Source organism: Pseudomonas sp. MWU13-3659 (assembly GCF_023757525.1).
In the GTDB taxonomy this organism is placed as follows: Bacteria; Pseudomonadota; Gammaproteobacteria; order Pseudomonadales; family Pseudomonadaceae; genus Aquipseudomonas; species Aquipseudomonas entomophila_E.
This window is the reverse complement of the sequence record NZ_JAMSHW010000001.1, coordinates 77244-98116: the sequence shown is the minus strand read 5'-3', so window position 1 is coordinate 98116 and position 20873 is coordinate 77244. Positions and strand designations below refer to the sequence as shown.

The 20873-nt window shown below is 64.8% G+C and carries 18 protein-coding genes; 5 read left to right on the top strand and 13 right to left on the bottom strand.

What is annotated here, in order from left to right:
- The first annotated feature begins 18 nt into the window (after positions 1–18).
- A complete protein-coding gene (locus NGM28_RS00460; RefSeq protein ID WP_252088382.1) occupies positions 19–957 on the top strand; it encodes a S66 peptidase family protein in 939 nt (312 codons plus the stop codon).
- A 113-nt stretch (positions 958–1070) separates the two neighbouring features.
- Here the strand turns inward: NGM28_RS00460 and NGM28_RS00455 are convergent, their stop codons facing one another.
- From NGM28_RS00455 to leuS, 5 genes are all read right to left on the bottom strand, one after another.
- Positions 1071–2384, bottom strand: coding sequence for a lytic murein transglycosylase (locus NGM28_RS00455; protein WP_240064864.1), 1314 nt, complete (start codon positions 2382–2384; stop codon positions 1071–1073).
- A gap of 62 nt (positions 2385–2446) precedes the next feature.
- A complete protein-coding gene (arfA, locus tag NGM28_RS00450) occupies positions 2447–2611 on the bottom strand; it encodes an alternative ribosome rescue factor ArfA (protein WP_011535834.1) in 165 nt (54 codons plus the stop codon).
- A gap of 217 nt (positions 2612–2828) precedes the next feature.
- A complete protein-coding gene (gene holA / locus NGM28_RS00445) occupies positions 2829–3866 on the bottom strand; it encodes a DNA polymerase III subunit delta (protein ID WP_240064863.1) in 1038 nt (345 codons plus the stop codon).
- A 37-nt stretch (positions 3867–3903) separates the two neighbouring features.
- A complete protein-coding gene (locus NGM28_RS00440) occupies positions 3904–4509 on the bottom strand; it encodes an LPS-assembly lipoprotein LptE (protein ID WP_240064862.1) in 606 nt (201 codons plus the stop codon).
- A gap of 54 nt (positions 4510–4563) precedes the next feature.
- Complete coding sequence (leuS, locus tag NGM28_RS00435) at positions 4564–7170, bottom strand: leucine--tRNA ligase (RefSeq protein ID WP_252088381.1); 2607 nt, start codon at positions 7168–7170, stop codon at positions 4564–4566.
- Positions 7171–7408: 238 nt separating this feature from the next.
- On the opposite strand from leuS, the gene NGM28_RS00430 reads away from it, so the two are divergent.
- Positions 7409–7723, top strand: a complete 315-nt coding sequence (locus tag NGM28_RS00430) for a hypothetical protein (protein ID WP_240064860.1) — start codon at positions 7409–7411, stop codon at positions 7721–7723.
- 126 nt (positions 7724–7849) lie between these two features.
- A complete protein-coding gene (locus NGM28_RS00425; protein ID WP_252088380.1) occupies positions 7850–8611 on the top strand; it encodes a YdcF family protein in 762 nt (253 codons plus the stop codon).
- 119 nt (positions 8612–8730) lie between these two features.
- Here the strand turns inward: NGM28_RS00425 and lnt are convergent, their stop codons facing one another.
- The 8 genes from lnt to NGM28_RS00385 all read right to left on the bottom strand — a co-directional run bounded on the left by lnt (position 8731) and on the right by NGM28_RS00385 (position 16436).
- A complete protein-coding gene (gene lnt, locus NGM28_RS00420; RefSeq protein WP_252088379.1) occupies positions 8731–10248 on the bottom strand; it encodes an apolipoprotein N-acyltransferase in 1518 nt (505 codons plus the stop codon).
- Between the two features lie 8 nt (positions 10249–10256).
- On the bottom strand, positions 10257–11096 hold the full coding sequence (locus NGM28_RS00415) for a CorC family transporter (RefSeq protein ID WP_240064857.1): 840 nt from the start codon (positions 11094–11096) through the stop codon (positions 10257–10259).
- Between the two features lie 27 nt (positions 11097–11123).
- Positions 11124–11597, bottom strand: coding sequence for an rRNA maturation RNase YbeY (gene ybeY, locus NGM28_RS00410; RefSeq protein WP_252088378.1), 474 nt, complete (start codon positions 11595–11597; stop codon positions 11124–11126).
- Positions 11590–12588, bottom strand: coding sequence for a PhoH family protein (locus NGM28_RS00405; protein ID WP_240064855.1), 999 nt, complete (start codon positions 12586–12588; stop codon positions 11590–11592). The genes ybeY and NGM28_RS00405 overlap by 8 nt, the downstream gene beginning before the upstream one ends.
- Before the next feature lie 342 nt (positions 12589–12930).
- The gene (locus tag NGM28_RS00400) at positions 12931–13476 is read right to left on the bottom strand and encodes a tetratricopeptide repeat protein (RefSeq protein ID WP_240064854.1); all 546 of its coding nucleotides are present in this window, start codon (positions 13474–13476) and stop codon (positions 12931–12933) included.
- A 223-nt stretch (positions 13477–13699) separates the two neighbouring features.
- Complete coding sequence (gene hemL / locus NGM28_RS00395) at positions 13700–14983, bottom strand: glutamate-1-semialdehyde 2,1-aminomutase (RefSeq protein ID WP_252088377.1); 1284 nt, start codon at positions 14981–14983, stop codon at positions 13700–13702.
- Between the two features lie 17 nt (positions 14984–15000).
- The gene (gene thiE / locus NGM28_RS00390) at positions 15001–15624 is read right to left on the bottom strand and encodes a thiamine phosphate synthase (RefSeq protein ID WP_240064852.1); all 624 of its coding nucleotides are present in this window, start codon (positions 15622–15624) and stop codon (positions 15001–15003) included.
- 14 nt (positions 15625–15638) lie between these two features.
- Positions 15639–16436, bottom strand: a complete 798-nt coding sequence (locus NGM28_RS00385; RefSeq protein ID WP_240064851.1) for a hydroxymethylpyrimidine/phosphomethylpyrimidine kinase — start codon at positions 16434–16436, stop codon at positions 15639–15641.
- A 265-nt stretch (positions 16437–16701) separates the two neighbouring features.
- Between NGM28_RS00385 and NGM28_RS00380 the strand changes: the two genes are divergently transcribed.
- The gene (locus tag NGM28_RS00380; RefSeq protein WP_252088376.1) at positions 16702–18693 is read left to right on the top strand and encodes a sensor histidine kinase; all 1992 of its coding nucleotides are present in this window, start codon (positions 16702–16704) and stop codon (positions 18691–18693) included.
- A gap of 429 nt (positions 18694–19122) precedes the next feature.
- Positions 19123–20778 carry an acyl-CoA dehydrogenase family protein gene (locus NGM28_RS00375; protein ID WP_252088375.1) on the top strand — a complete coding sequence of 552 codons (1656 nt, stop codon included), beginning with the start codon at positions 19123–19125 and terminating at the stop codon, positions 20776–20778.
- Positions 20779–20873 lie beyond the last annotated feature (95 nt).

Below are 20873 nucleotides of genomic sequence, written 5' to 3'. Positions count from 1 at the left end.
GCTGCAAGGAGTGGCGTGATGAATTGTGTGGAGACCGTTGAAACCCTGTTGCCCCAGGCGCTGCCCGACAATGCCTGCTTCGCCATCGTCGCGCCAGCGGGGCCGGCCAGGGTGGATGCCGACAAGGCCCGCCAGTGGTTCGAGCGGCGGGGCTACCGTTGCCGCCTCTACCCTGGGGTGAGCCAGGCAGAAGGTTACCTGGCGGGCAGCGACCAGCAGCGTCTCCAGGACCTGCACGATGCCTTTCGCGACCCCGAGATCGACGCCATTCTCTGCATGCGGGGCGGCTATGGCAGCATGCGCCTGCTTGGTGCCCTCGATTTCGAACTGATTCGCCGCCATCCCAAGCCGCTGATCGGCTATAGCGATATCACCGCCTTGCATACGGCCATCAACCGGTATTCAGGCCTGGTTACCTTCCACGGGGCGATGCTCAATGCTGACTTGTTGGGTGGGAAGCTCGAGCCTACCGTCGATTCGCTGCTTGAGCAGCTTTGCGGGCGCCTGGGGGCGGGCGATGTGATTACCCATCCGGCAGCCTTCCCGCTCACCACGGTGGTGCCTGGCGTGGCCTCCGGGCGCCTGGTGGGGGGCAACCTGTCGATGCTGGGGGCCACGATGGGCACGCTGGCGGAAATTGATATCCGAGACGGCATGCTGTTCATCGAGGACGTCAACGAGCCGCTTTACCGGGTGGATCGCCTGCTGACCCAGTTGCGCCTTGCTGGCAAGCTGGAGGGCGTGCGAGGTGTGCTGGTGGGGGATTTCGCCGGAATCACGGTCACGGCGTTGACGCCGTTGCTGCTGGATATCTTCGGGCCGCTTGGGGTGCCGGTGCTGGCCGGGTGGCGCAGTGGGCACTGCGATCCGAATGTATGTTTGCCGCTGGGGGCGAAGGTGCGGCTGGATGCCGGTCAGCAGAGGGTGGTGCTGGAGCAGAGCCTGTTCAAGGCTTGAAAGGGACGGGGCCGCTTTGCGGCCCATCGCCGGCAAGCCGGCCCCTACAGATACCGCGCAGGTCTTGAGGTCGGCGCAAACCTGTAGGAGCCGGCTTTGCCGGCGAACCGGTCTCAACGACGCAGGCTATCGAGCAACTTGTGCGTCGGATACCCGTCCGCTGGCCAGCCCTGTGCTTGCTGCGCATTGCGGATGGCCTTGCGGGTATTGGCACCGATGATCCCGTCAGCATTGCCCGCCTCGTGCCCGCTGGCATTGAGCAGCGTCTGCAGCTCGATGCGCTCACTGCGGCTCAGCGGCAGGTCGTCTTTCGGCCAACTGCCGGCGATGAAGCCCCAGCCATAGAAGCGATCCCCCAGCAGGCTCACCGCCAGCGCGTACGAAGACGAGTTGTTGTACTTGAGGATGGCGCGGAAGTTGTCCAGTACCAGGAATGCCGGGCCGCGGGCTCCAGCCGGCAACAGCAGCGCGGCGGAGAGCTGGCTGCTGCCTGCGGGCAGTTGAGTGCCTGCTGGCAGCTTCACGCCCAGTTGCAGCCACTCGCTGACACTCTTGCGCTGGCTGCCATCAGCCAGCCAGAAGTCGAAACCTGCCGGCACCTGCACCTCGAAGCCCCAGGGCTGGCCACGCTTCCAGCCGGAGGCTTGAAGATAGTGAGCGGTCGAGGCCAGGGCGTCGGCGGTGCTGTTCCAGATGTCGCGACGACCGTCGCCGTCGAAGTCCACAGCGTGAGTCAGGTAGGTGGTCGGGATGAACTGGGTCTGGCCCATGGCGCCGGCCCAGGAGCCGCGCATGGCGTCGGGCTGGATATCGCCGTTCTGCAGGATCTGCAGGGCGGCGATCAGCTGGTCCTGGGCGAACTGCGGGCGACGGCCTTCGTAGGCGAGGGTGGCCAGTGAGCGGATCACCGACTTGCTGCCCTGGAACTGGCCGAAGTTGCTCTCCATGCCCCAGACCGAGACCAGCACCTGGCGGTCGACGCCGTAGCGCTGTTCGATGCGGCTCAACAGTTCGCTGTTCTGCTCCAGCAGCTTCTTGCCGTTGCGCACGCGCAGAGGCGACAGGGCGCCGTCGAGATACTCCCAGACCGGGCGGGTGAACTCGGGTTGGCTGCGGTCGGCCTTGATCACGTCCATGTCCGGGGTGACGCCCAGGAACGCGCGATCGAACAGGCTGGGACTGATACCGGCTTGCAGGGCTTGCTGGCGGAAGCCTGCCTGCCATTGAGCGAAGGTCTGCAACGGCTGGATTTCGGTGCTGACTTCAGGGGTGGCGCTGGGCAGGGTGACGACCGGGGCGGGCTGGGCGGGTGCCAGCGGCAGGGCGTCCGCGGCGGTGGGTTTCTCCGCGCAGGCGACGAGCAGGATGAAGCTGGTGGCAGCGATCAGCTGGCGCGGTTGCCAGCGTAGAGTGAGACGAGAGGGCATGCACAGATCCAGAATTGCAGGTCAGGTGCCGACCATACCATGCCTGCGCTTTTCATGCCCTTTCAGGCGGCCATAAAGCAAGAAGCCTCCCAATCTCTCGATTGGAAGGCTTCGCGGCGGTAGCTGCCTTTGCCCTTGTTTGGTTGTTCCTGTCGGCAGCGGAACAGCGGTTGGGCGATGATCGACTTGGCTTTGTTGGGGCCGTGCTTCTTGGGTTTCTTGCTCATGGTGGGTTCCCGGTCGGGGGTGGATTTCGTGGCGGACTTTAGGCGGTTGGCCAGAGGAGGGCCAATTGATTGTGTTTATGGTTTGAAAGCTGTTCGTCGGCAAAGCCGGCTCCTACGGGTATGGCGGGCGCGGTCTCTGTAGGAGCGGCTTCAGCCGCGATGCAGGCGACTCGGCATCTGGCACCCGCTTTGCGGGTGATCGCGGCTGAAGCCGCTCCTACTCGGACGGGAGTGCCAGGCGTTGCCCGGCCATCAGCAGTGACAACCGAGTCAGGCCGGTCCAGGGCGAGCCTTCGGCCTGCCCCTTGATCTGCGCATCGATGCGCTGGGCATCCTGCAGCAGCATGGCCCAGCGCTGCGCCGAAAGGCGTTGCAGGGCTTTGCTCACCAGTGGGCGACGTTTGTCCCACACGGGGGGGCGGGCCTGGCTGAAGGCTTTGTCCAACGGCACACCTTGGCTGAATTGCAGGGCCAACCCGGCCAGCAGGCGCAGTTCACGGGCCAGCGCCCAGAGTATGACCGGCGGCTCGACACCTTCGCCGCGCAGGCCTTCGAGCATGCGCAGGGCGTGGGCCGCTTCACCGTTGAGAATGGCATCTACCAGGCCGAAGACATCGAAGCGGGCGCTGTCGGCGACGGCAGCCTGGACGGTTTCGACGGTGATCTGGTTGCCTTCGGCGAGCAGCTTGAGCTTCTCGATTTCCTGGGCGGCGGCCAGCAGGTTGCCTTCCACCCGCGCGGCGATCAGGTCGACCGCATCACGCTGGGCCGACAGGCCGGCCTGCGACAGGCGTTGGTTTATCCACTGTGGTAGTTGCTGGGCATCCACTGGCCAGATCTGCACGAACTGGCAGTGTTCACCCTCGATCAGCGCCTTGCCCCACTTGGTCTTCTGCGCACTGCCGTCGAGCTTGGGCAGGCTGATCAGCAGCAGCGTGTCTTCGGCAGGCCTGGCGCAGTACTCCATCAGCGCGGCGGCGCCTTTGTCACCCGGCTTGCCGGAGGGCAGGCGCAGTTCCAGCAGACGACGCTGGGCGAACAACGACAGGCTGGCGCCGGCCTGGAGCAGGTTGCCCCAGTCGAAGTTGGCGTCGGCGCTGAACACCTGGCGTTCATCGAAGCCCTGCTGGCGCGCGGCGCCGCGGATCGCGTCGGCGGCTTCCTGGCACAGCAGCGGGTCGTCACCGCTGACGATGTACACGGGCGCGAGCTGGCCTTGAAGGTGCTTGTTGAGTTGGGCGGGGGACAGTTTCATAGAAAGAGGCGGGGCACCTCAGGTGCCCCGTTCAGGCTCAGTTGGCCGGGACTTCCAGCGGCGATTGCTGGGGCGTCTCGTCCTGGATGCGTTGCGCTTCCTGCAGGGCACGAGCTTCGGCTTGGGCGCGTTCGTCGGCCTTGCGCTGTAGGTCGTCGAGGCGAGCTGGCGTCAGCTGTTGCAGGCGTACCATCATGCCTTGCACCAGGTCACGGCGAATTTCGTTGCGAACCTGGGTGGCTTCCTGGCCGGAGCCGGTGATGTTGTTGCCGTCGTACACGTAGTACTTCTGCACTTGCAGTTTGTCTTCCAGCAGAACGCTGTCGTTCTGGCCTTCGATTGCATAATTCAGCACGGTGGTCAGCTCGTATTCCGCCGAGCGGGAGCCTCCGGTGTAAGTCGCTGCACGCTGGGTTTCCTGCTCATTGGTGAGCACGAGCTTGTAGGGCGCGCCACTGTAGACCTTCACGCCACTGTTCTGCAGCGTGGTGCGCAGTTGCTTGACCGTGTCGCCATAGGCGTTACGGGCGCTGAGGTCCAGTTCCTTGATGGTCAGTTCGGTGGTGCCAGTGCCACGCAGCTGGAAACCGCAGGCGCTCAGCAGTACCGCGAGGCCCATTACCAGCAGATTGCGTTTGATCATGTTGTAGCTCCCTCGTGGGCCGAATACGCCCACCCGTGCGGGTGGGCGTTGCCATCAATTGGCGACGATGTTGACCAGTTTGCCCGGTACCACGATGACCTTGCGGATGGTCAGGCCGTCGGTGAAACGCAGGACGTTCTCGTTGTTGCGGGCAGCGGCTTCGATCTCTTCACGGCTGGCGGCGGCAGGCATTTCCACCTGGCCACGCAGCTTGCCGTTGACCTGCACCACCAGCGTCACGGTGTCTTGTACCAGGGCGCTTTCGTCAACCGTCGGCCAGGTCGCGTCGATCACCGCTTGCTCATGGCCCAGCTGCTTCCACAGTTCGTGGGAGATGTGCGGGGTGATCGGCGCCAGCAGCAGGGTGACGGCCTCGAGGCCTTCCTGCAGCAGGGCGCGGTCTTGTGCGGTGGCCTGCGGGGCCTTCTCCAGCACGTTCATCACGGTCATCACCTGGGCGATGGCGGTGTTGAACTTGTGGAACTGGCCCACGTCGGTGCTGGCCTGCTTGATCGCGGCGTGGATGGCACGGCGGACGACCTTCTGCTCGTCGCTCAGGGCGGTGACGTCCAACTTGCCCGGCAGGCCTTGGCTGACATGAGCCTGCGCCAGACGCCAGACACGGCGCAGGAAGCGGCTCGCGCCTTCGACACCGGAGTCGGACCACTCCAGGCTCATGTCGGGCGGCGAGGCGAACATCATGAACAGGCGGCAGGTGTCGGCACCATACTGCTCGATCATCGACTGCGGGTCGACGCCGTTGTTCTTCGACTTCGACATCTTCTCGGTGCCGCCGATTTCCACCGGCAGGCCGTCGGTCTTCAGGCGCGCGCCAATGATCTTGGCTTTCGCATCGCGCTCGATCTCGACGTCGGCCGGGTTGAACCAGTCCTTGCCGCCGTTGCTGGCGACACGGTAGTAGGTTTCGGCGACGACCATGCCTTGGGTGAGCAGGTTCTTGAACGGCTCGTTCGAGGTTACCAGGCCTTCGTCACGCATCAGCTTGTGGAAGAAGCGCGCGTACAGCAGGTGCAGGATGGCGTGCTCGATACCGCCGATGTACTGGTCCACCGGCAGCCAGTGGTTGGCGGCTTTCGGGTCGACCAGGCCCTTGTCGTAGTTCGGGGAGGCGTAGCGGGCGAAGTACCACGACGACTCGACGAAGGTGTCCATGGTGTCGGTTTCGCGCTTGGCCGCCGTGCCGCATTTCGGGCAGGTGCACTCATAGAACTCGGGCATGCGCGCCAGCGGCGAACCGGCGCCGTCCGGCACCACGTTCTCCGGCAGCGTCACCGGCAGCTGGTCTTCCGGCACCGGCACGTCGCCGCAGGACGGGCAGTGGATGATCGGGATCGGGCAACCCCAGTAGCGCTGGCGGCTGATGCCCCAGTCGCGCAGGCGGAACTGGGTGCGCGACTTGCCGAGGTCCTTGCGGATCAGCGCGGCTTCGATGGCGTCGAAGGCACCCTGGAAGTCCAGGCCGTCGAACTCGCCGGAGTTGATCAGCTGGCCGTGCTCGCCGTAGGCGGCCAGCCATTCGCTGCCGACTTCGTCACCGGCGCTGGTGCGCACCACGGCCTTGACCGGCAGGTTGTACTTGTGGGCGAACTCGAAGTCGCGCTCGTCGTGAGCCGGCACGGCCATCACCGCGCCGTCGCCGTAGTGCATCAGCACATAGTTGGCGACCCATACCGGCAGTTTTTCGCCGGTCAGCGGGTGCTCGACGAACAGGGAAGTGGCCATGCCCTTCTTCTCCTGCGTGGCCATGTCGGCCTCGGCGACGCTGCCGCTCTTGCACTCGTCGATGAACGCCTGCAGCGCAGCATTGCCCTGGGCGGCCTGGGTGGCCAGCGGGTGTTCGGCGGCGACGGCCACGTAGGTGGCGCCCATCAGCGTGTCCGGACGGGTGGTGAAGACCTTCAGGGTGCCTTCATGGCCGATGCTGTCCTGGTGGTACGGGAACTGCACTTCCATGCCGCGCGACTTGCCGATCCAGTTGCGCTGCATCGTCTTGACCTGCTCGGGCCAGCCCGGCAGCTCGTCGAGGCTTTCCAGCAGCTCGTCGGCGTAGTCGGTGATGCGGAAGTAGTACATCGGGATCTCGCGCTTCTCGATCAGCGCGCCCGAACGCCAGCCACGGCCGTCGATGACCTGCTCGTTGGCCAGGACCGTCTGGTCGGCCGGGTCCCAGTTGACGGTGCCGTTCTTGCGGTAGATGACACCTTTTTCGAACAGGCGGGTGAACAGCCACTGTTCCCAGCGGTAGTAGTCCGGCTTGCAGGTGGTGACTTCACGCGACCAGTCGATGGCCAGGCCCAGGCTCTTGAGCTGGGTCTTCATGTAGTCGATGTTCTCGTAGGTCCACTTGGCCGGCGCGACGTTGTTCTTCATCGCGGCGTTTTCCGCCGGCATGCCGAAGGCGTCCCAACCCATGGGTTGCAGGACGTTCTTGCCGAGCATGCGCTGGTAGCGGGCAATCACGTCGCCGATGGTGTAGTTGCGCACGTGGCCCATGTGTAGCTTGCCGCTCGGGTACGGGAACATCGATAGGCAGTAGTACGTGTCTTTGCCTGGCTGTTCGGTAACAGCGAACGATTGTTGCTCGTCCCAGGCATTCTGGGCGGCGGCTTCTACATCACGGGGTGTGTATTGTTCGTGCATGGCTACTTTGTATTGAGAGATAAGAGACATGTTCCAGGCAGCGCGACCTCGCTGCGTCCGGCACTCCGGTGTCGTAATAGAGTGAACGCCGTAGCATACATGAGCGTCGCGCGTCGTGGGAAACCCAGTTTGCATCGCGCGCCGCGCGGGCCGTTGGTCGTGACGGACGGCTGCTTTTGCCAGCGACGCTAAGCTCTTTTGTGGGGGGAGATATTCTTACCTTCAATGAGGTGAACGGATGGGAGAGTCGCAACTACCTGCAAACAAACCGGAGCTGTACGAGCGCCTGATCGACCGCCTGGGCCTGGCACTGGAAATTGCCAGGACATCGGTACGATTGCGCGATGAGATGCCCGCCGAACTGGAATTGCGCGGTCTGAGCCACGCCGAGTTCGAGGTAATCAAGGCTTACCTGGAATCCCTCCCGGAAAGCCGCCATGCCAGCGCCGGTGCGTATACGCAGCCGGAACCGTCCACGGCCAGGATCATCTGGCTCAAGGATAGAAAGCGTTCAACCGCTCCAGCCAGATCCAGGACGCTGCCGTCCCGATAGCCGTTCAGGGTTGCAGGCGCAGGGCAACGCGCCGGTTCTTCGATACACACGCTCCGATCGGTGCCGGTAGCCCTTGAGGCCCGGCGCCGATCCTCTTAGGCTGCATGCCTTCCATGGAGGTATGTCATGCCGATTCGCTTTTTCATCAAACAATGGTTGATGCCCCCGGGTCTGCTCCTGCTCCTGCTGCTTGCCGCCTGGTGGTGGCGACGGCGGCGTCCGCGCCTGGCGGCCTTCTGTTTCGCCGTTGGATTGGGTGGGCTGTGGCTGATGAGCATGCCGCTGGTGGTGGAGCAGGCGGCACGGGCGTTGGAGACCGAACCGTCCCTTGAATTGGTCGACTGGAAAGACCTGGCGAAGAAAGCCGATGCCATCGTGGTCCTTGGCGCCGGGCGTGAACGGGGCGATCCAGCCTGGGGTGGCTCGGACCAGCCGACCTATGTCGCGCTGGAGCGCATGCGCTTTGCTGCCCAGTTGGCCAAGGCTTCCGGGTTGCCGGTGGTGACCAGTGGCGGCTTGCACTATGGCACGCCGCCCAGTGAGGCGCAGTTGATGGCTGATCGCCTGGAGGCCGATTTCGGGGTGAAGGTCGCCTGGAAGGAAGAGGCCAGCCGTACCACCTGGGAGAATGCCGACTTCACGGCAAAGCTGCTGCAGCCGTTGGGTATTCGTCGTGTGGTGGTCGTGACCCAGGCCTGGCATATGCAGCGCTCGCGCTGGAGCTTCGAGCGAGCTGGCTTCGAGGTGGTGCCAGCACCGGTGGGCTTCCTCGGGCAGGAGCATGCGCGGCCGTTTGGCGGGTTGCTGCCGGAAGGGCGGGCAATGTGGCAGAGCGGGCAGTTGCTGAACGAGGCGGTGGGTTTGCTGGGGTATCGGTTGTTCTATTGATGCCTGGCGTACCCGATTCCTGTGGGAGCGGCTTTAGCCGCGATGCAGGCGACGCGGTGCCTGCTACCCGCTTCGTGGGTAATCGCGGCTAAAGCCGCTCCTACAGGGGGCATTGCTGGTCAGACGGTTTTGGCGATCCGCCCCGCCAATAGCGCCCAACCCAGCAGCAATGCGCAGACGATCGCCAGCGGCCACGAGCGCCATTGCAGGTAAGGCGTGAGTTGCTGCATTGGCACCACCTCGCCATACAGTACCGCCCGCTGGAATTGCGGAACCTGCGCAGTGATCCGGCCAAATGGGTCAATCAGCGCGGTCACGCCGTTGTTGGTGGCGCGGATCATCCAGCGCCCGGCCTCCAGCGCACGCATCTGGGCCATCTGCAGGTGTTGCAGCGGCCCGATCGAGGTGCCGAACCAGGTGTCGTTGCTGATGGTCAGCAGCAGGTCGCTGCGCGCCGCCAGGCTGGCGGCGAACTCCGGGTAGACCACTTCGTAGCAGATGTACGGTGCGATCTGGTAGCCCTTGGCCTGCAGCAGTGGCTGGTCCTCGGGGCCGCGGGCGAAGTCCGACATTGGCAGGTTGAAGAACTCGATCAGCCCGCGCAGCATGTCTTGCAATGGCACGTACTCACCAAACGGCACCAGCTTCTGCTTGAGGTAGGTGCCGTCGCCCTCGCCGGTCACAGTGACACCGTTGAAATAGCGGCGCTGGTGGCGCACTTCCTGGCGCACCGGCACACCGGTGATCAGCGCCGAATGCCGGTCGGCGGCAAAACCGCCCATCATGTCGATATAGCCTTGGGCCTGGTCCTTGAGCACCGGGACCGCGGTTTCCGGCCAGACCAGCAAGTCGACGGGCTTCGAGCTGAAGCTCATGTCGCGGTACAGCGCCAGTTGCGCATTGACGTGCGCCGGGTCCCATTTCAGGTCCTGTTCCACATTGCCTTGCAAGGCGGCGACCTTCAGCGGGTCGCCCGCCGGCTTGGTCCAGGCGTGGTCCTTGAGGGCCAGGCCGATGATCCAGGGCGCCACCAGCAACAGCACGCCCACAGCCAGGAACGAACGGCGTTCGCGCAGGCGATGGAGGTTGCACAGCAGGGCGGCGCTCAGTGCCAGGGCGAAGGAGACCAGCCAGACGCCGCCCAGCGGGGCGAGGCCGGCCAGTGGGCCGTCGAGCTGGCTGTAGCCAGCATAGAGCCAGGGGAAGCCGGTAAGGAACCAGCCGCGGAAGGCCTCTTGCAGCAACCACAAGGCGGCGAAGCACAGGGCATCGGCCAATGGCGCCTCGTCGCGGCGCAGCCAGCGCGCCCACAACCAGGCGGGCAGGGCGAAGAAGAACGCCAGGCAGGCGAAGAACGCCACCAGCAGGGCGATCGCCAACAGCGGCGAGGCGCCGCCGTAGGTGTTCATGCTGACGTAGATCCACCAGGTGCCGGCGCCGTACAGGCCGAAACCGAAGCACCAGCCACGTCCGAGGGCCTGGCGCGGGCTCAGTTCGCGCAGGCCGGCATAGAACAGGGCCAGGGACAGCAGGGCCAGCGGCCAGATGTCGAAGGGCGCCAGGGCCAGGAGGGTGGAGGCGCCGGCCGCCAGGGCCAGCAGGTTACCGGGCCAGCCGGGGCGGGTGATCCAGCGCATGTCGTTCCTTAGCGGGTGATCGGTGTCAGGCGCAGCAAGTGTATCCGGCGACTGTCGGCATTGAGAACACGGAAGCGGTAGCTGCCGATCTCGGTGGTTTCGTTACGCTTGGGCAGGTGGCCGAAGGCGCTCATGACCAGGCCGCCGACGGTGTCGAACTCGTCATCGGAGAATGCGCTGTCGAAGAACGCGTTGAAGTTCTCGATGGGCGTGAGCGCCTTGATCAGGAAGTCGCCGCTGGGCAGTGGCTTGATGTAGCTGTCTTCCTCGACATCGTGTTCGTCCTCGATGTCGCCGACGATCTGCTCGAGCACGTCCTCGATGGTCACCAGGCCCGCCACGCCACCGTATTCGTCGATGACGATGGCCATGTGGTTATGGTTGGCGCGGAACTCGCGCAGCAGCACGTTCAGGCGCTTCGACTCGGGCACGAAGGTGGCCGGGCGCAGCAGGTCCTTGATGTTGAAGCTGTCACCGTTCTCTTTGAGGATGAGTGGCAGCAGGTCCTTGGCGAGCAGGATGCCGAGCACATCGTCGTGGCTTTCGCCGATCACCGGGTAGCGCGAGTGCGCGGCGTCGATCACTGCCGGCAGGAACTCCCGTGGCGACTGGCTGGCCTTGATGCTGATCATCTGCGAGCGCGGCACCATGATGTCGCGCACCTGCAGGTCGGCGACCTGAATGGCGCCTTCGACGATGGTCAGCGCTTCGCTGTCGAGCAGCTTGTTCTGATGGGCTTCGCGCAGCAGCTCGAGGAGCTCCTGGCGGTTTTTCGGCTCATGGGCAAAAGCCTGGGTCAGTTTACCCAGCCAGGACTTTTGCCCGTTGCTCGATCGATCTTCGCTCATGGCGGTTACTCGTGATCCTTGCAGTGTTCAGTGTGTGATTGAATCGGTTTCGTCGTCGGCGTACGGGTCCGGGTGGCCCAGCTCCGCCAGCAATTCTCGTTCCAGCGCCTCCATCTCCTCGGCCTCATCGTCTTCGATGTGGTCGTAGCCGAGCAGGTGCAGGCAACCATGGATGACCAGGTGTGCCCAGTGCGCCTCGAGCGCCTTGCCCTGTTCCAGGGCTTCACGCTCGACCACCGGCACGCAGATCACCAGGTCGCCCAGCAGCGGGATGTCGAGCAGGTCGTCGGGGACGTCGGCGGGGAAGGACAGCACGTTCGTCGCGTAGTCCTTGTGCCGGTAAGTGTGGTTCAGCTCGCGGCCTTCTATCTCGTTGACCAGGCGGATGGTCATCTCCGAGTCGGCTGTGCGCTGGCGCAGGGCCAGCTCGCACCAGCGGCGGAAGGCGGCGTCATCGGGGGCTGCGGCGTCCGTGGCCCGTTGCAGGTCGAGTTCAAGCATCTTTGCCAGTTGCCTCGGGCTTCGACTGACGGGCTTCGAAACGGTCGTACGCTTCGACGATACGCTGCACCAATGGGTGGCGTACCACGTCCTTGGGCTGGAAATGGGTGAAGCTGATGCCCGGCACGTCCTTGAGCACCTCGATCACGTGGGCCAGGCCCGACTTGGTGCCGCGTGGCAGGTCGACCTGGGTGATGTCGCCGGTGATCACCGCAGTCGAGCCGAAGCCGATGCGGGTGAGGAACATCTTCATCTGCTCGAGGGTGGTGTTCTGGCTTTCGTCGAGGATGATGAAGCTGTTGTTGAGCGTACGGCCACGCATGTACGCCAGCGGGGCGATCTCGATCACCTGGCGCTCGATCAGCTTGGCCACGTGTTCGAAGCCGAGCATTTCGTAAAGTGCGTCGTAGAGCGGGCGCAGATACGGGTCGATTTTCTGTGCCAGGTCGCCAGGCAGGAAGCCGAGCTTCTCGCCGGCTTCGACCGCTGGGCGCACCAGCAGGATGCGGCGCACTTGCTCACGCTCCAGGGCGTCGACGGCACAGGCGACGGCCAGATACGTCTTGCCGGTACCGGCCGGGCCGATGCCGAAGTTGATGTCGTTGGCCAGGATTTCCTTGACGTAGCGCTGCTGGTTGAGCCCGCGCGGGCGAATGTTGCCCTTGCGCGTGCGCAGCGAGACGCTGACCTCGTTGACGGCTGGGTTGTCGATGTGTTCGACAGCCGACTCCTGGAGATAGAGGTGGACGGTTTCCGGCGACAGATCGTTGGCCTTGGTCTCGCGGTAGAGACGGCGCAACAGCTGTTCAGCTGCAGAAGTGGTCTTGGGTTCGCCGATCAGCTCGAATTGATTGCCGCGGTTGCGGATCTCGATGGCCAGGCGTTGCTCGATCAGGCGCAGGTGCTCGTCGAACTGGCCGCACAAGTTGGCGAAACGGTGGGCCTCGAAAGGTTCGAGGATGAAACGATGGGGTTGTATGGGTGCGTTCAAGGTCGTTTTTAGCCGCTCGACGGCGATGGATGTGAACTCAAGAATAACCCTTGAATGGCAGTGGCGAAAGCACTGAAACGATCAAGGGGTCTGGTCCTGCGCGGGAGTCTTCGTATTCAAGCCTGCTTGCGCCGCCCTTTTGTAGGAGCGGCTTTAGCCGCGATGCAGGCGCCGCAGTGTCTGGTACCCGCTTTGCGGGTGATCGCGGCTGAAGCCGCTCCTACAGAGGTCGTGCCACTTCAAGGGGCCTTGCGTCGCAAAGCGGCCGACGACACCAACGGCGTTTGCCCGCCTGCTATGGATTGTGGCAGTGGAAGTTGACGATACGGTGAAGGCGAGGGCTCAGGGCAAGGGCGAAAAGGGCGTGCGCCCTTCGGCGTTCTGCAGTTCGAGCAGGTATTTGCGGAAGATCTGGCCGAGCACCTGGGTGGCGTGCTCGAGTTCGTCGCGGGGCATTTGCTCGGTGACTTCGTCGGCCATGTCCAGGGCGTCCTCCGCCCCATTGACCGCGGCCATTTTCAGCAGGATGTAGGCCTGCACGTTGTTGGCCTTGACGCCTTCGCCATGGAAGAACATCGAGCCCAGGCGGTACTGTGCCTGCGCCTGGCCCTGCAGCGAGGCCTTCTCGAACCATTTGAGGGCGAAGTCGAGGTGGCGCGGTGTGCCACTGTAGTAGAACTCGCCCAGTTCGTACTGCGCCTCGGCATCCCCGGATTCCGCCGTCCGCTCGCAGGCCTTCAGGGCGCTCTCCAGTTCCTCGGGGGCTGTATTGAGGGTGCAGCGGCCCGTCACCGGAATCAGCAACGAGTTACCGCCCTCCGCCAGGGCCAGCAGGGGCTGAAGTAGCAACAGGCAGCCCAGGGTCAGGGCGCGGCCGGTGCGGTTCATGGGGATCGACTTACCTCTGCAAAGCTGCGGCCAATGTCTCTGGTGGCACATTATGGGATAAGCAGCGCCAACCTTACAAAGATTTACTCGAATTTCTGCCTCATGAAAGGACGGGCAGCCTCAGCGTGGCGCTGTGAACGGGGCCACGCATTGAGGCTTGCTCGCCGGCAAGCCGGGCCCTACAGGTGTTGTAGGAGCCGGCTTGCCGGCGAACAGGGCCGGGTCACTTGAGCTTGGCGAAGGCGCGCTCGGCCGCATCCAGGGTGATCTGCAGCTCCTTGTCACCATGGGCGATGGAGGTGAAGCCGGCCTCGAAGGCACTCGGGGCCAGGTACACGCCACCTTCAAGCATCAGGTGGAAGAAACGCTTGAAGCGTTCCGCGTCGCTGGCCATCACGTCGTCGAAGGTGACGATGTCGTCGGCGCCGCTGAAGTACAGGCCGAACATGGCACCTGCCTGCGTGGTGACGAACGGAACGCCTGCGGCATCAGCGCGTTGCTGCAGGCCGTCGAGCATGCGGCTGGTGAAGGCTGTCAGTTCGTCGTGGAAGCCGGGGCGGCTGATCAGCCTCAGGGTGGTCAGGCCGGCGGCCATGGCCAGCGGGTTGCCCGACAGGGTGCCGGCCTGGTAGACCGGGCCCAGCGGGGCGATGCAGCCCATGATCTCGCGCTTGCCACCGAAGCAGCCGACCGGCATGCCGCCACCGACGATCTTGCCGAAGGTCGACAGGTCTGGGGTGATGCCGTAGTAGCCCTGGGCACCGCCCAGCGATACGCGGAAACCGGTCATCACTTCATCGAAGATCAGTACCACGCCATGCTTGTCGCACTGCTCGCGCAGGCCTTCGAGGAAGCCCGGCGCCGGAGGCACGCAGTTCATGTTGCCGGCCACCGGCTCGACGATGATGCAGGCCACGGTCTGGCCCACTTCGGCGAGGGTCTTCTCGACGGCGGCGATGTCGTTGAACGGCAGTGTCAGGGTGTGCTTGGCGAAGTCCGCCGGCACGCCGGCCGAGCTCGGTACGCCTTGTGTCAGCAGGCCGGAACCGGCCTTGACCAGCAGGCTGTCGGAGTGGCCGTGGTAGCAGCCCTCGAACTTGATGATCGCGTCGCGGCCGGTGTAGCCACGGGCCAGGCGAATGGCGCTCATGGTCGCTTCGGTGCCAGAGCTGACCATGCGCACCATTTCCATCGACGGCACGATCGAGCAGACCAGGTCGGCCATTTCGGTTTCCATGGCGGTCGGTGCGCCGTACGACAGGCCGTGCTCCAGCTGCCGACGCACGGCGTCCAGCACCTCCGGGTGGCCGTGGCCGAGGATCATCGGGCCCCAGGAGCCGACGTAGTCGACGTAGCGCTTGTCGTCTTCGTCGATGACATAGGCGCCTTCGGCGTGCTTGAAGAACAGCGGGGTGCCGCCAACGCTCTTGAAGGCACGCACGGGTGAGTTGACGCCACCGGGGATGTGCTTCTGGGCTTGGGCGAACAGGGCTTCGGAACGGGACATGGGATCTTCTCTCGAAATCAGGAGGCGAACAGGGCGTTGAAGGCGCGGGCGCGGCGGGTGACTTCCTGCGCGCTGTCGGCACCGAACAGGCCGTGGATCACCGCCAGCAGGTCGGCGCCATGGGCGACCAGCGGGGCGGCGTTGTCGAGGGTGATGCCGCCGATCACCGCGATCGGCAGTTTCACGCGGGCACGGGCCTGCTCCAGCAGTTCGAGGCTGGCGGCCGGGGCGCCCGGCTTGGTGACGGAATTGAAGAAGCGGCCGAAAGCGACATAGCTGGCGCCTTCGCTGGCGGCTTGCTCGGCGAGCTCGAGGCTGGCGTGGCAGGTGGAGCCGATGATCGCCTGGCGGCCGAGCAGGGCGCGGGCCGGCGTCAGTGGGCCGTCGGTCTGGCCCAGGTGCACGCCGACACCCAGGCGCGCGGCCAGCTCGGCGTCGTCGTTGATGATCAGCTGTGTGCCGTAGCGCTCGCAGAGCTTCTGCAGGCCTTCGGCTTCACGCAGCCGGCGCCCGGCGTCGTCGCTCTTGTCGCGGTACTGCAGCAGGCAGACGCCGCCTTCGAGCGCCGCCTCGACGTGGCTGAGAAAACGGCCGGCAAGCAGCTGGCTGTCGGTGATGGCATACAGACCGCGGAGCGTCATCGGGTGGCCTCGTGTCAGGAGCAGAAATCCAGGGGCAGGCGGCGCGGCACGTACTGGCCCTTGCCCAGTTGCTCGGCGTCACGCAGGGTGCGCCAGGTGTAGTCCAGGGCACTGCGCACGGCGCTTTCCAGCTGCTCGCCGAGGGCCAGGCGACCGGCCAGGGCGCTGGCCAGGGTGCAGCCCGAGCCATGGTAGCTGCCTGGCAGGCGCTGGCAGGTCCAGGTATGTGGCTGGCCATCTCGGCTGTACAGGCGGTTGTGGATTTCGGCCTCGTCACCGTGACCGCCGGTGATCAGCAGGTGTCTACAGAACGGCAGCAGTTTCTCGGCGCATTCGTCCGCCGTGCCTTCCGGCAGCTCCGCGAGGATGCGCGCTTCCGGCAGGTTCGGCGTGGCGATGGTGGCCAGGGGCAGCAGGCGTTCGCGCAGGGCGTAGCCGACCTCGTCCTTGCCCAGGCGACCACCGCCGCCGGCGCGCAGCACCGGGTCGCAGACCAGCGGCAGATGCGGGTGCGCGGCCAGCAGTTCGGCGACGGTGTCGACCATCTCGATCGAGCCGAGCATGCCCAGCTTGACTGCGGCCACCGTGGAATCGGCCAGCACGGCGTTGGCCTGGGCCAGCACCCACGCGCGGTCGAGCACGCGGAAGTCGGAAACGTTGACGGTATCCTGCACGGTCAGGGCGGTCACGGCAGGCGCGGCGTGACAGCCCTGGGCGAGCAGGGCTTCGATATCTGCCTGCAGGCCGGCGCCACCACTGGGGTCGTGGCCGGAAAGACAGAGGACAACGGGGCGGGAGCTGTAGGTATTCATGGTCGGCGAGCTTATCACCAAACCTTTTTGCGCGGATCGGTCGCTGCGCAAGATTTGTTGATCAAGTGGTCAGGATGTAATTGTGTGGGTCTCTGAAAGCTGCATGCTAGAGCTTCTGCATGCAAATTCGCAGTGGCCTCTGGCCATGCCGGAAAGCTATGCTAGAGTGCTCGGATAACTCGATAAACGGGTTCTGCCGGATCACGTCGTCTCAAAGGGAAAGGAGGCAACCGCGACGCGACTGGACAGGCCATGCTGGGGCTGTATGCGCTATTTGCTGATTGTGCTTCTGGGCTGCTTGCCCTTGCTCGCCGGGGCGGTCGAATTCGACGACAGCACCGGCCGTTTGCCGCTGGGCCGTTCCATGCTGGTCTATGAGGACCACGATGGCAACGCCACGATCACCCAGGTCAGTGCTCCCGCTTTTGCCAGCCGCTTCGTGCAGCATCAGGACGAGGTGTTGAACGCCGGTTATTCGACCTCGGTGTTCTGGCTGCGCATCGACCTCGACTACGCCGCCCCACCCTCCGCTGCCCCGCGCCAGTGGTTGCTGGAGCTGGCCTATCCCCCCCTGGACCATCTCGAACTCTACCTGCCGGATGAGCAAGGGGGCTATCGCCTGGCTCAGCGCACTGGTGACGCACTGCCTTACGCCAGCCGGCAGATCCGCCAGAACAACTACCTGTTCGAACTGCCCATGCGCCCAGGCCAGTCGACCACCGCTTACCTGCGCTTGCACAGCCAGGGTTCGATCCAGGCGCCACTGACCCTGTGGTCGGCCGAAGCCTACCTCGAGGACCAGCCCACTCGCCTTTACGTGCTGGGGATGATCTACGGCGTGCTGCTGGTGATGCTGGTGTACAACCTGTTCATCTACCTCAGCGTGCGCGATGTCAGTTACCTCTACTACATCCTGTACATCGCCTCGTTCGGCCTTTACCAGGTGTCGGTCAATGGCGCCGGTATCGCCTATTTCTGGCCAGACAGCCCCTGGTGGGCCAATGCCGCGACCCCGTTCTTCATTGGCGCCGCCGGTCTGTTCGGTTGCCAGTTCGCCCGTCACTTCCTGCAACTGGGGCGCATGAGCCGAGGTTTCGATCGCCTGCTGATGGTGTTGATGGCCGGCGGCGGCCTGGTCATGGTGCTGGCGCTGACCCTGCGCTACGGCGTGGCGTTGCGCATGGCCACGCTGTTGGCACTGCTGTTCACCGTGAGCATCTTCAGTGCCGGGCTGTATGCCTGGTGGCGCGGGCTGCGGGTGGCGCGCTGGTTCATCATCGCCTGGACTGCCTTCCTGCTCGGCGGGCTGGTCAACACCCTGATGGTGCTGGGCTACCTGCCGAACCTGTTCATCACCATGTACGCCAGCCAGTTGGGCTCGGCGCTGGAGGTGGCGCTGCTGTCGCTGGCCCTGGCCGACCGCATCAACAGCCTGCGCGAGCAACAGGCGCAGACCCTGCGCGAGACCGGCCGCACCCTGGAGCAGATGAACCTGCAACTGGCCCGCAGCAACCGGCTCAAGGATGAGTTCCTGGCCACCGTGACCCACGAGCTGCGCACGCCGATGAACGGTGTGATCGGCTCGCTTGAGCTGCTGCACACCCTGCCGATGAGCGCAGAGCAGGCCCAGTACCACCGCACCGCCACCGGCTCCGCCCAGGACATGATGGCGATGGTCGACGACATTCTGATCCTCACCGAGCTGCAGGCCGGCCACCTGCGCAACCAGCATGGGCCGTTCAGCCTGCGGCGATTGATGCAGGAGCTGCGTGCGGGTTACGCCAGCCAGGCCCTTGCCAAAGGCCTTTACCTGAGCCTGGATGTGCCTGCCGACCTGCCCGACAGCTTGGTGGGCGACGCGCAAAAGCTTGCGCGCTGCGTGGCCTGCCTGGTGGACAATGGCCTGAAATTCACCCATCAGGGGGGCGTCACCGTGCAGGTGCGAGGCCGTCGTACCGGGCCGGACAGCCTCGCCTTGAGCATTACCATCAGCGACAGCGGCATCGGTTTCGACGACCTGGACCAGGCGGTGCTGTACCAGCGGTTCGCTCAGGTGGATGGGTCGATGACCCGGCGCTACGGCGGGCTGGGGGTCGGGCTGTCGATCTGTCGGCAACTGGGGGAATTGATCGAGGCGACGCTGTCCCATGAGTCCACGCCAGGGTTGGGCAGCCGATTCGAGTTGAGCCTGACGTTGGCGGTCGCGCAGGTGCAGTTGCCGCCAACCCGGGTGGCTTCTGGCTTGAAGCGGTTCTGACGGCTCAAGGCCTTGTTGGCTGCCAGGTGCAGGGCGGCAGCCTTGCAGCGCTCTGGAGATCGAGCGCCGCCCGCGCGGCGCATCGCGGATGAATCCGCTCCTACATCGGTTGCAACGTGCCGCATCTGTGAGGCCATGGTTGCCAGCGACGGTAGCGCCAGCTGATAAACCGCGTCTTGCCAACAAGGCGGTCACCGGTACCCTCCCAGGCGTGACTGGCCCGAAACAAACGTGTAGGAGCGGATTCATCCGCGATGCGCCGCGCGTGCGGCGCTCGATCTCAAAGGCGCCGCCGCTCTTCAGGCGAGTCCCCTGAAAAGCTCGTTCGCCGGCGAAGCACCCCCCATGTAGTCCGATTTGTCACTTTGACTCACCGGGCAGCGGTGCTTCACTGGGGCTTTCAGGCACGACCGGAACCAGGAGGCCCCGATGAACCTGCACCAGTTCGCTGAAACCCACGAAGTCACCAACCAGCCGCCTTCGCTGGACGGCGCCAATCTCTTCCGCCTTGACCTGCCGCTCCAGGAGTGGTCGCGGCGTTTCGGTGCCGGCTGGGCCGAGCCGCGCATCGACGCATACGGTGCCCTGGCCGGCGGCCCACTGATGGCTGCGGGTTTTCTCGCCAATGCGCACAAGCCCGAATTCAGCAGCCACGACCGCTATGGCCATCGCGTCGACCTGGTTGAGTTTCATCCCGCCTACCATGAGCTGATGCGCACGGCTGTCGAGCATGGCCTGCCGTCCCTGCCCTGGGCCGAGCCGCGCCCAGGTGCCCACGTGGCGCGCGCCTCGATGACCTACCTGCACAGCCAGGCCGAGGCCGGCACCGGTTGCCCGCTGACCATGACCTTTGCCGCCGTGCCGGCGCTGCGGTTGCAGCCGGAGTTGGCTGGCTACTGGTTGCCGAAGATCCTTGCCCGATCGTACGACCCCCGCAACATTGGTGATCGGCACAAGGCCGGTGTCACCCTTGGCATGGCCATGACCGAGAAACAGGGGGGGACCGATGTGCGGGCCAACACTACCCGCGCCTACCCGGTGGGCGCGCCGGGCCCAGGCCAGCCCTACGAGTTGGTGGGGCACAAGTGGTTTTGCTCTGCGCCCATGTGCGACGCCTTCCTGACCCTGGCCCAGACCGAAAAGGGCCTGAGCTGCTTCCTGCTGCCGCGCCACCGCCCCGATGACCAGCGCAACCAGTTCTATATCCAGCGCCTGAAGAACAAGCTCGGCAACTGTTCCAATGCCTCCAGCGAAGTGGAGTTCCGTGGCGCCTTGGCATGGATGGTCGGCGAGGAGGGGCGGGGCGTGCCGACCATCATCGAGATGGTGGCCATGACCCGCTTCGATTGCATGGTCGGCTCTAGCGCGTTGATGCGCCAGGCCCTGACCCAGGCGGCACATCACTGCGCGCACCGCAAGGTCGGTGGCCGCGTGCTCAACGAGCAACCGTTGATGCAGAACGTGCTGGCCGATCTTGCGCTGGAGAGCGAGGCCGCGCTGGCCCTGAGCCTGCGCATGGGCCAGGCGCTGGATCAACTCGACGATCCGCAGCAGGCGCACTTCTCTCGGCTGGTGACGGCGGTGGGCAAGTACTGGATCTGCAAGCGGGCGCCGGGAATGATCAACGAAGCCGCCGAGTGCCTGGGGGGCGCCGGTTATGTCGAGGACAGCATCCTGCCACGGCTGTACCGCGAAGCGCCGGTCAACTCCACCTGGGAGGGGTCGGGCAACGTGCAGTGCCTGGACGTGCTGCGAGCTTTGTCCAAGGAGCCGGGCGTGCTCGACGCGTTGTTCAGCGAGCTGGGGGATGGCCATGGCGACGCGCGGCTGGCGGCGTTCATCGGCAACCTGAAAGGCGCCTTCGCCGACTCCGGCGATATCCAGTACCGCGCACGCCAGCTGACCGAGGACATTGCCTTGGCGCTGCAGGCCAAGCTGCTGCTCGAGGCGGGTAATGCAACAGTCAGCGACGCGTTCATCGGTAGCCGGTTGGCGGGAAGTGGACGGGCCTATGGTGCCTTGCCGCGAGGCGTGGACACCGCGGCGCTGGTGGCGCGCGCGACACCGGTATGGGAAGGTGCATAGATCTCATGTAGGAGCCGGCTTTGCCGGCGAAGAGGCCAGTGAGGCCGACATCCGGGGGTGTATTTACCCGTGAACGCAGGCAAGATGGCTGGCAT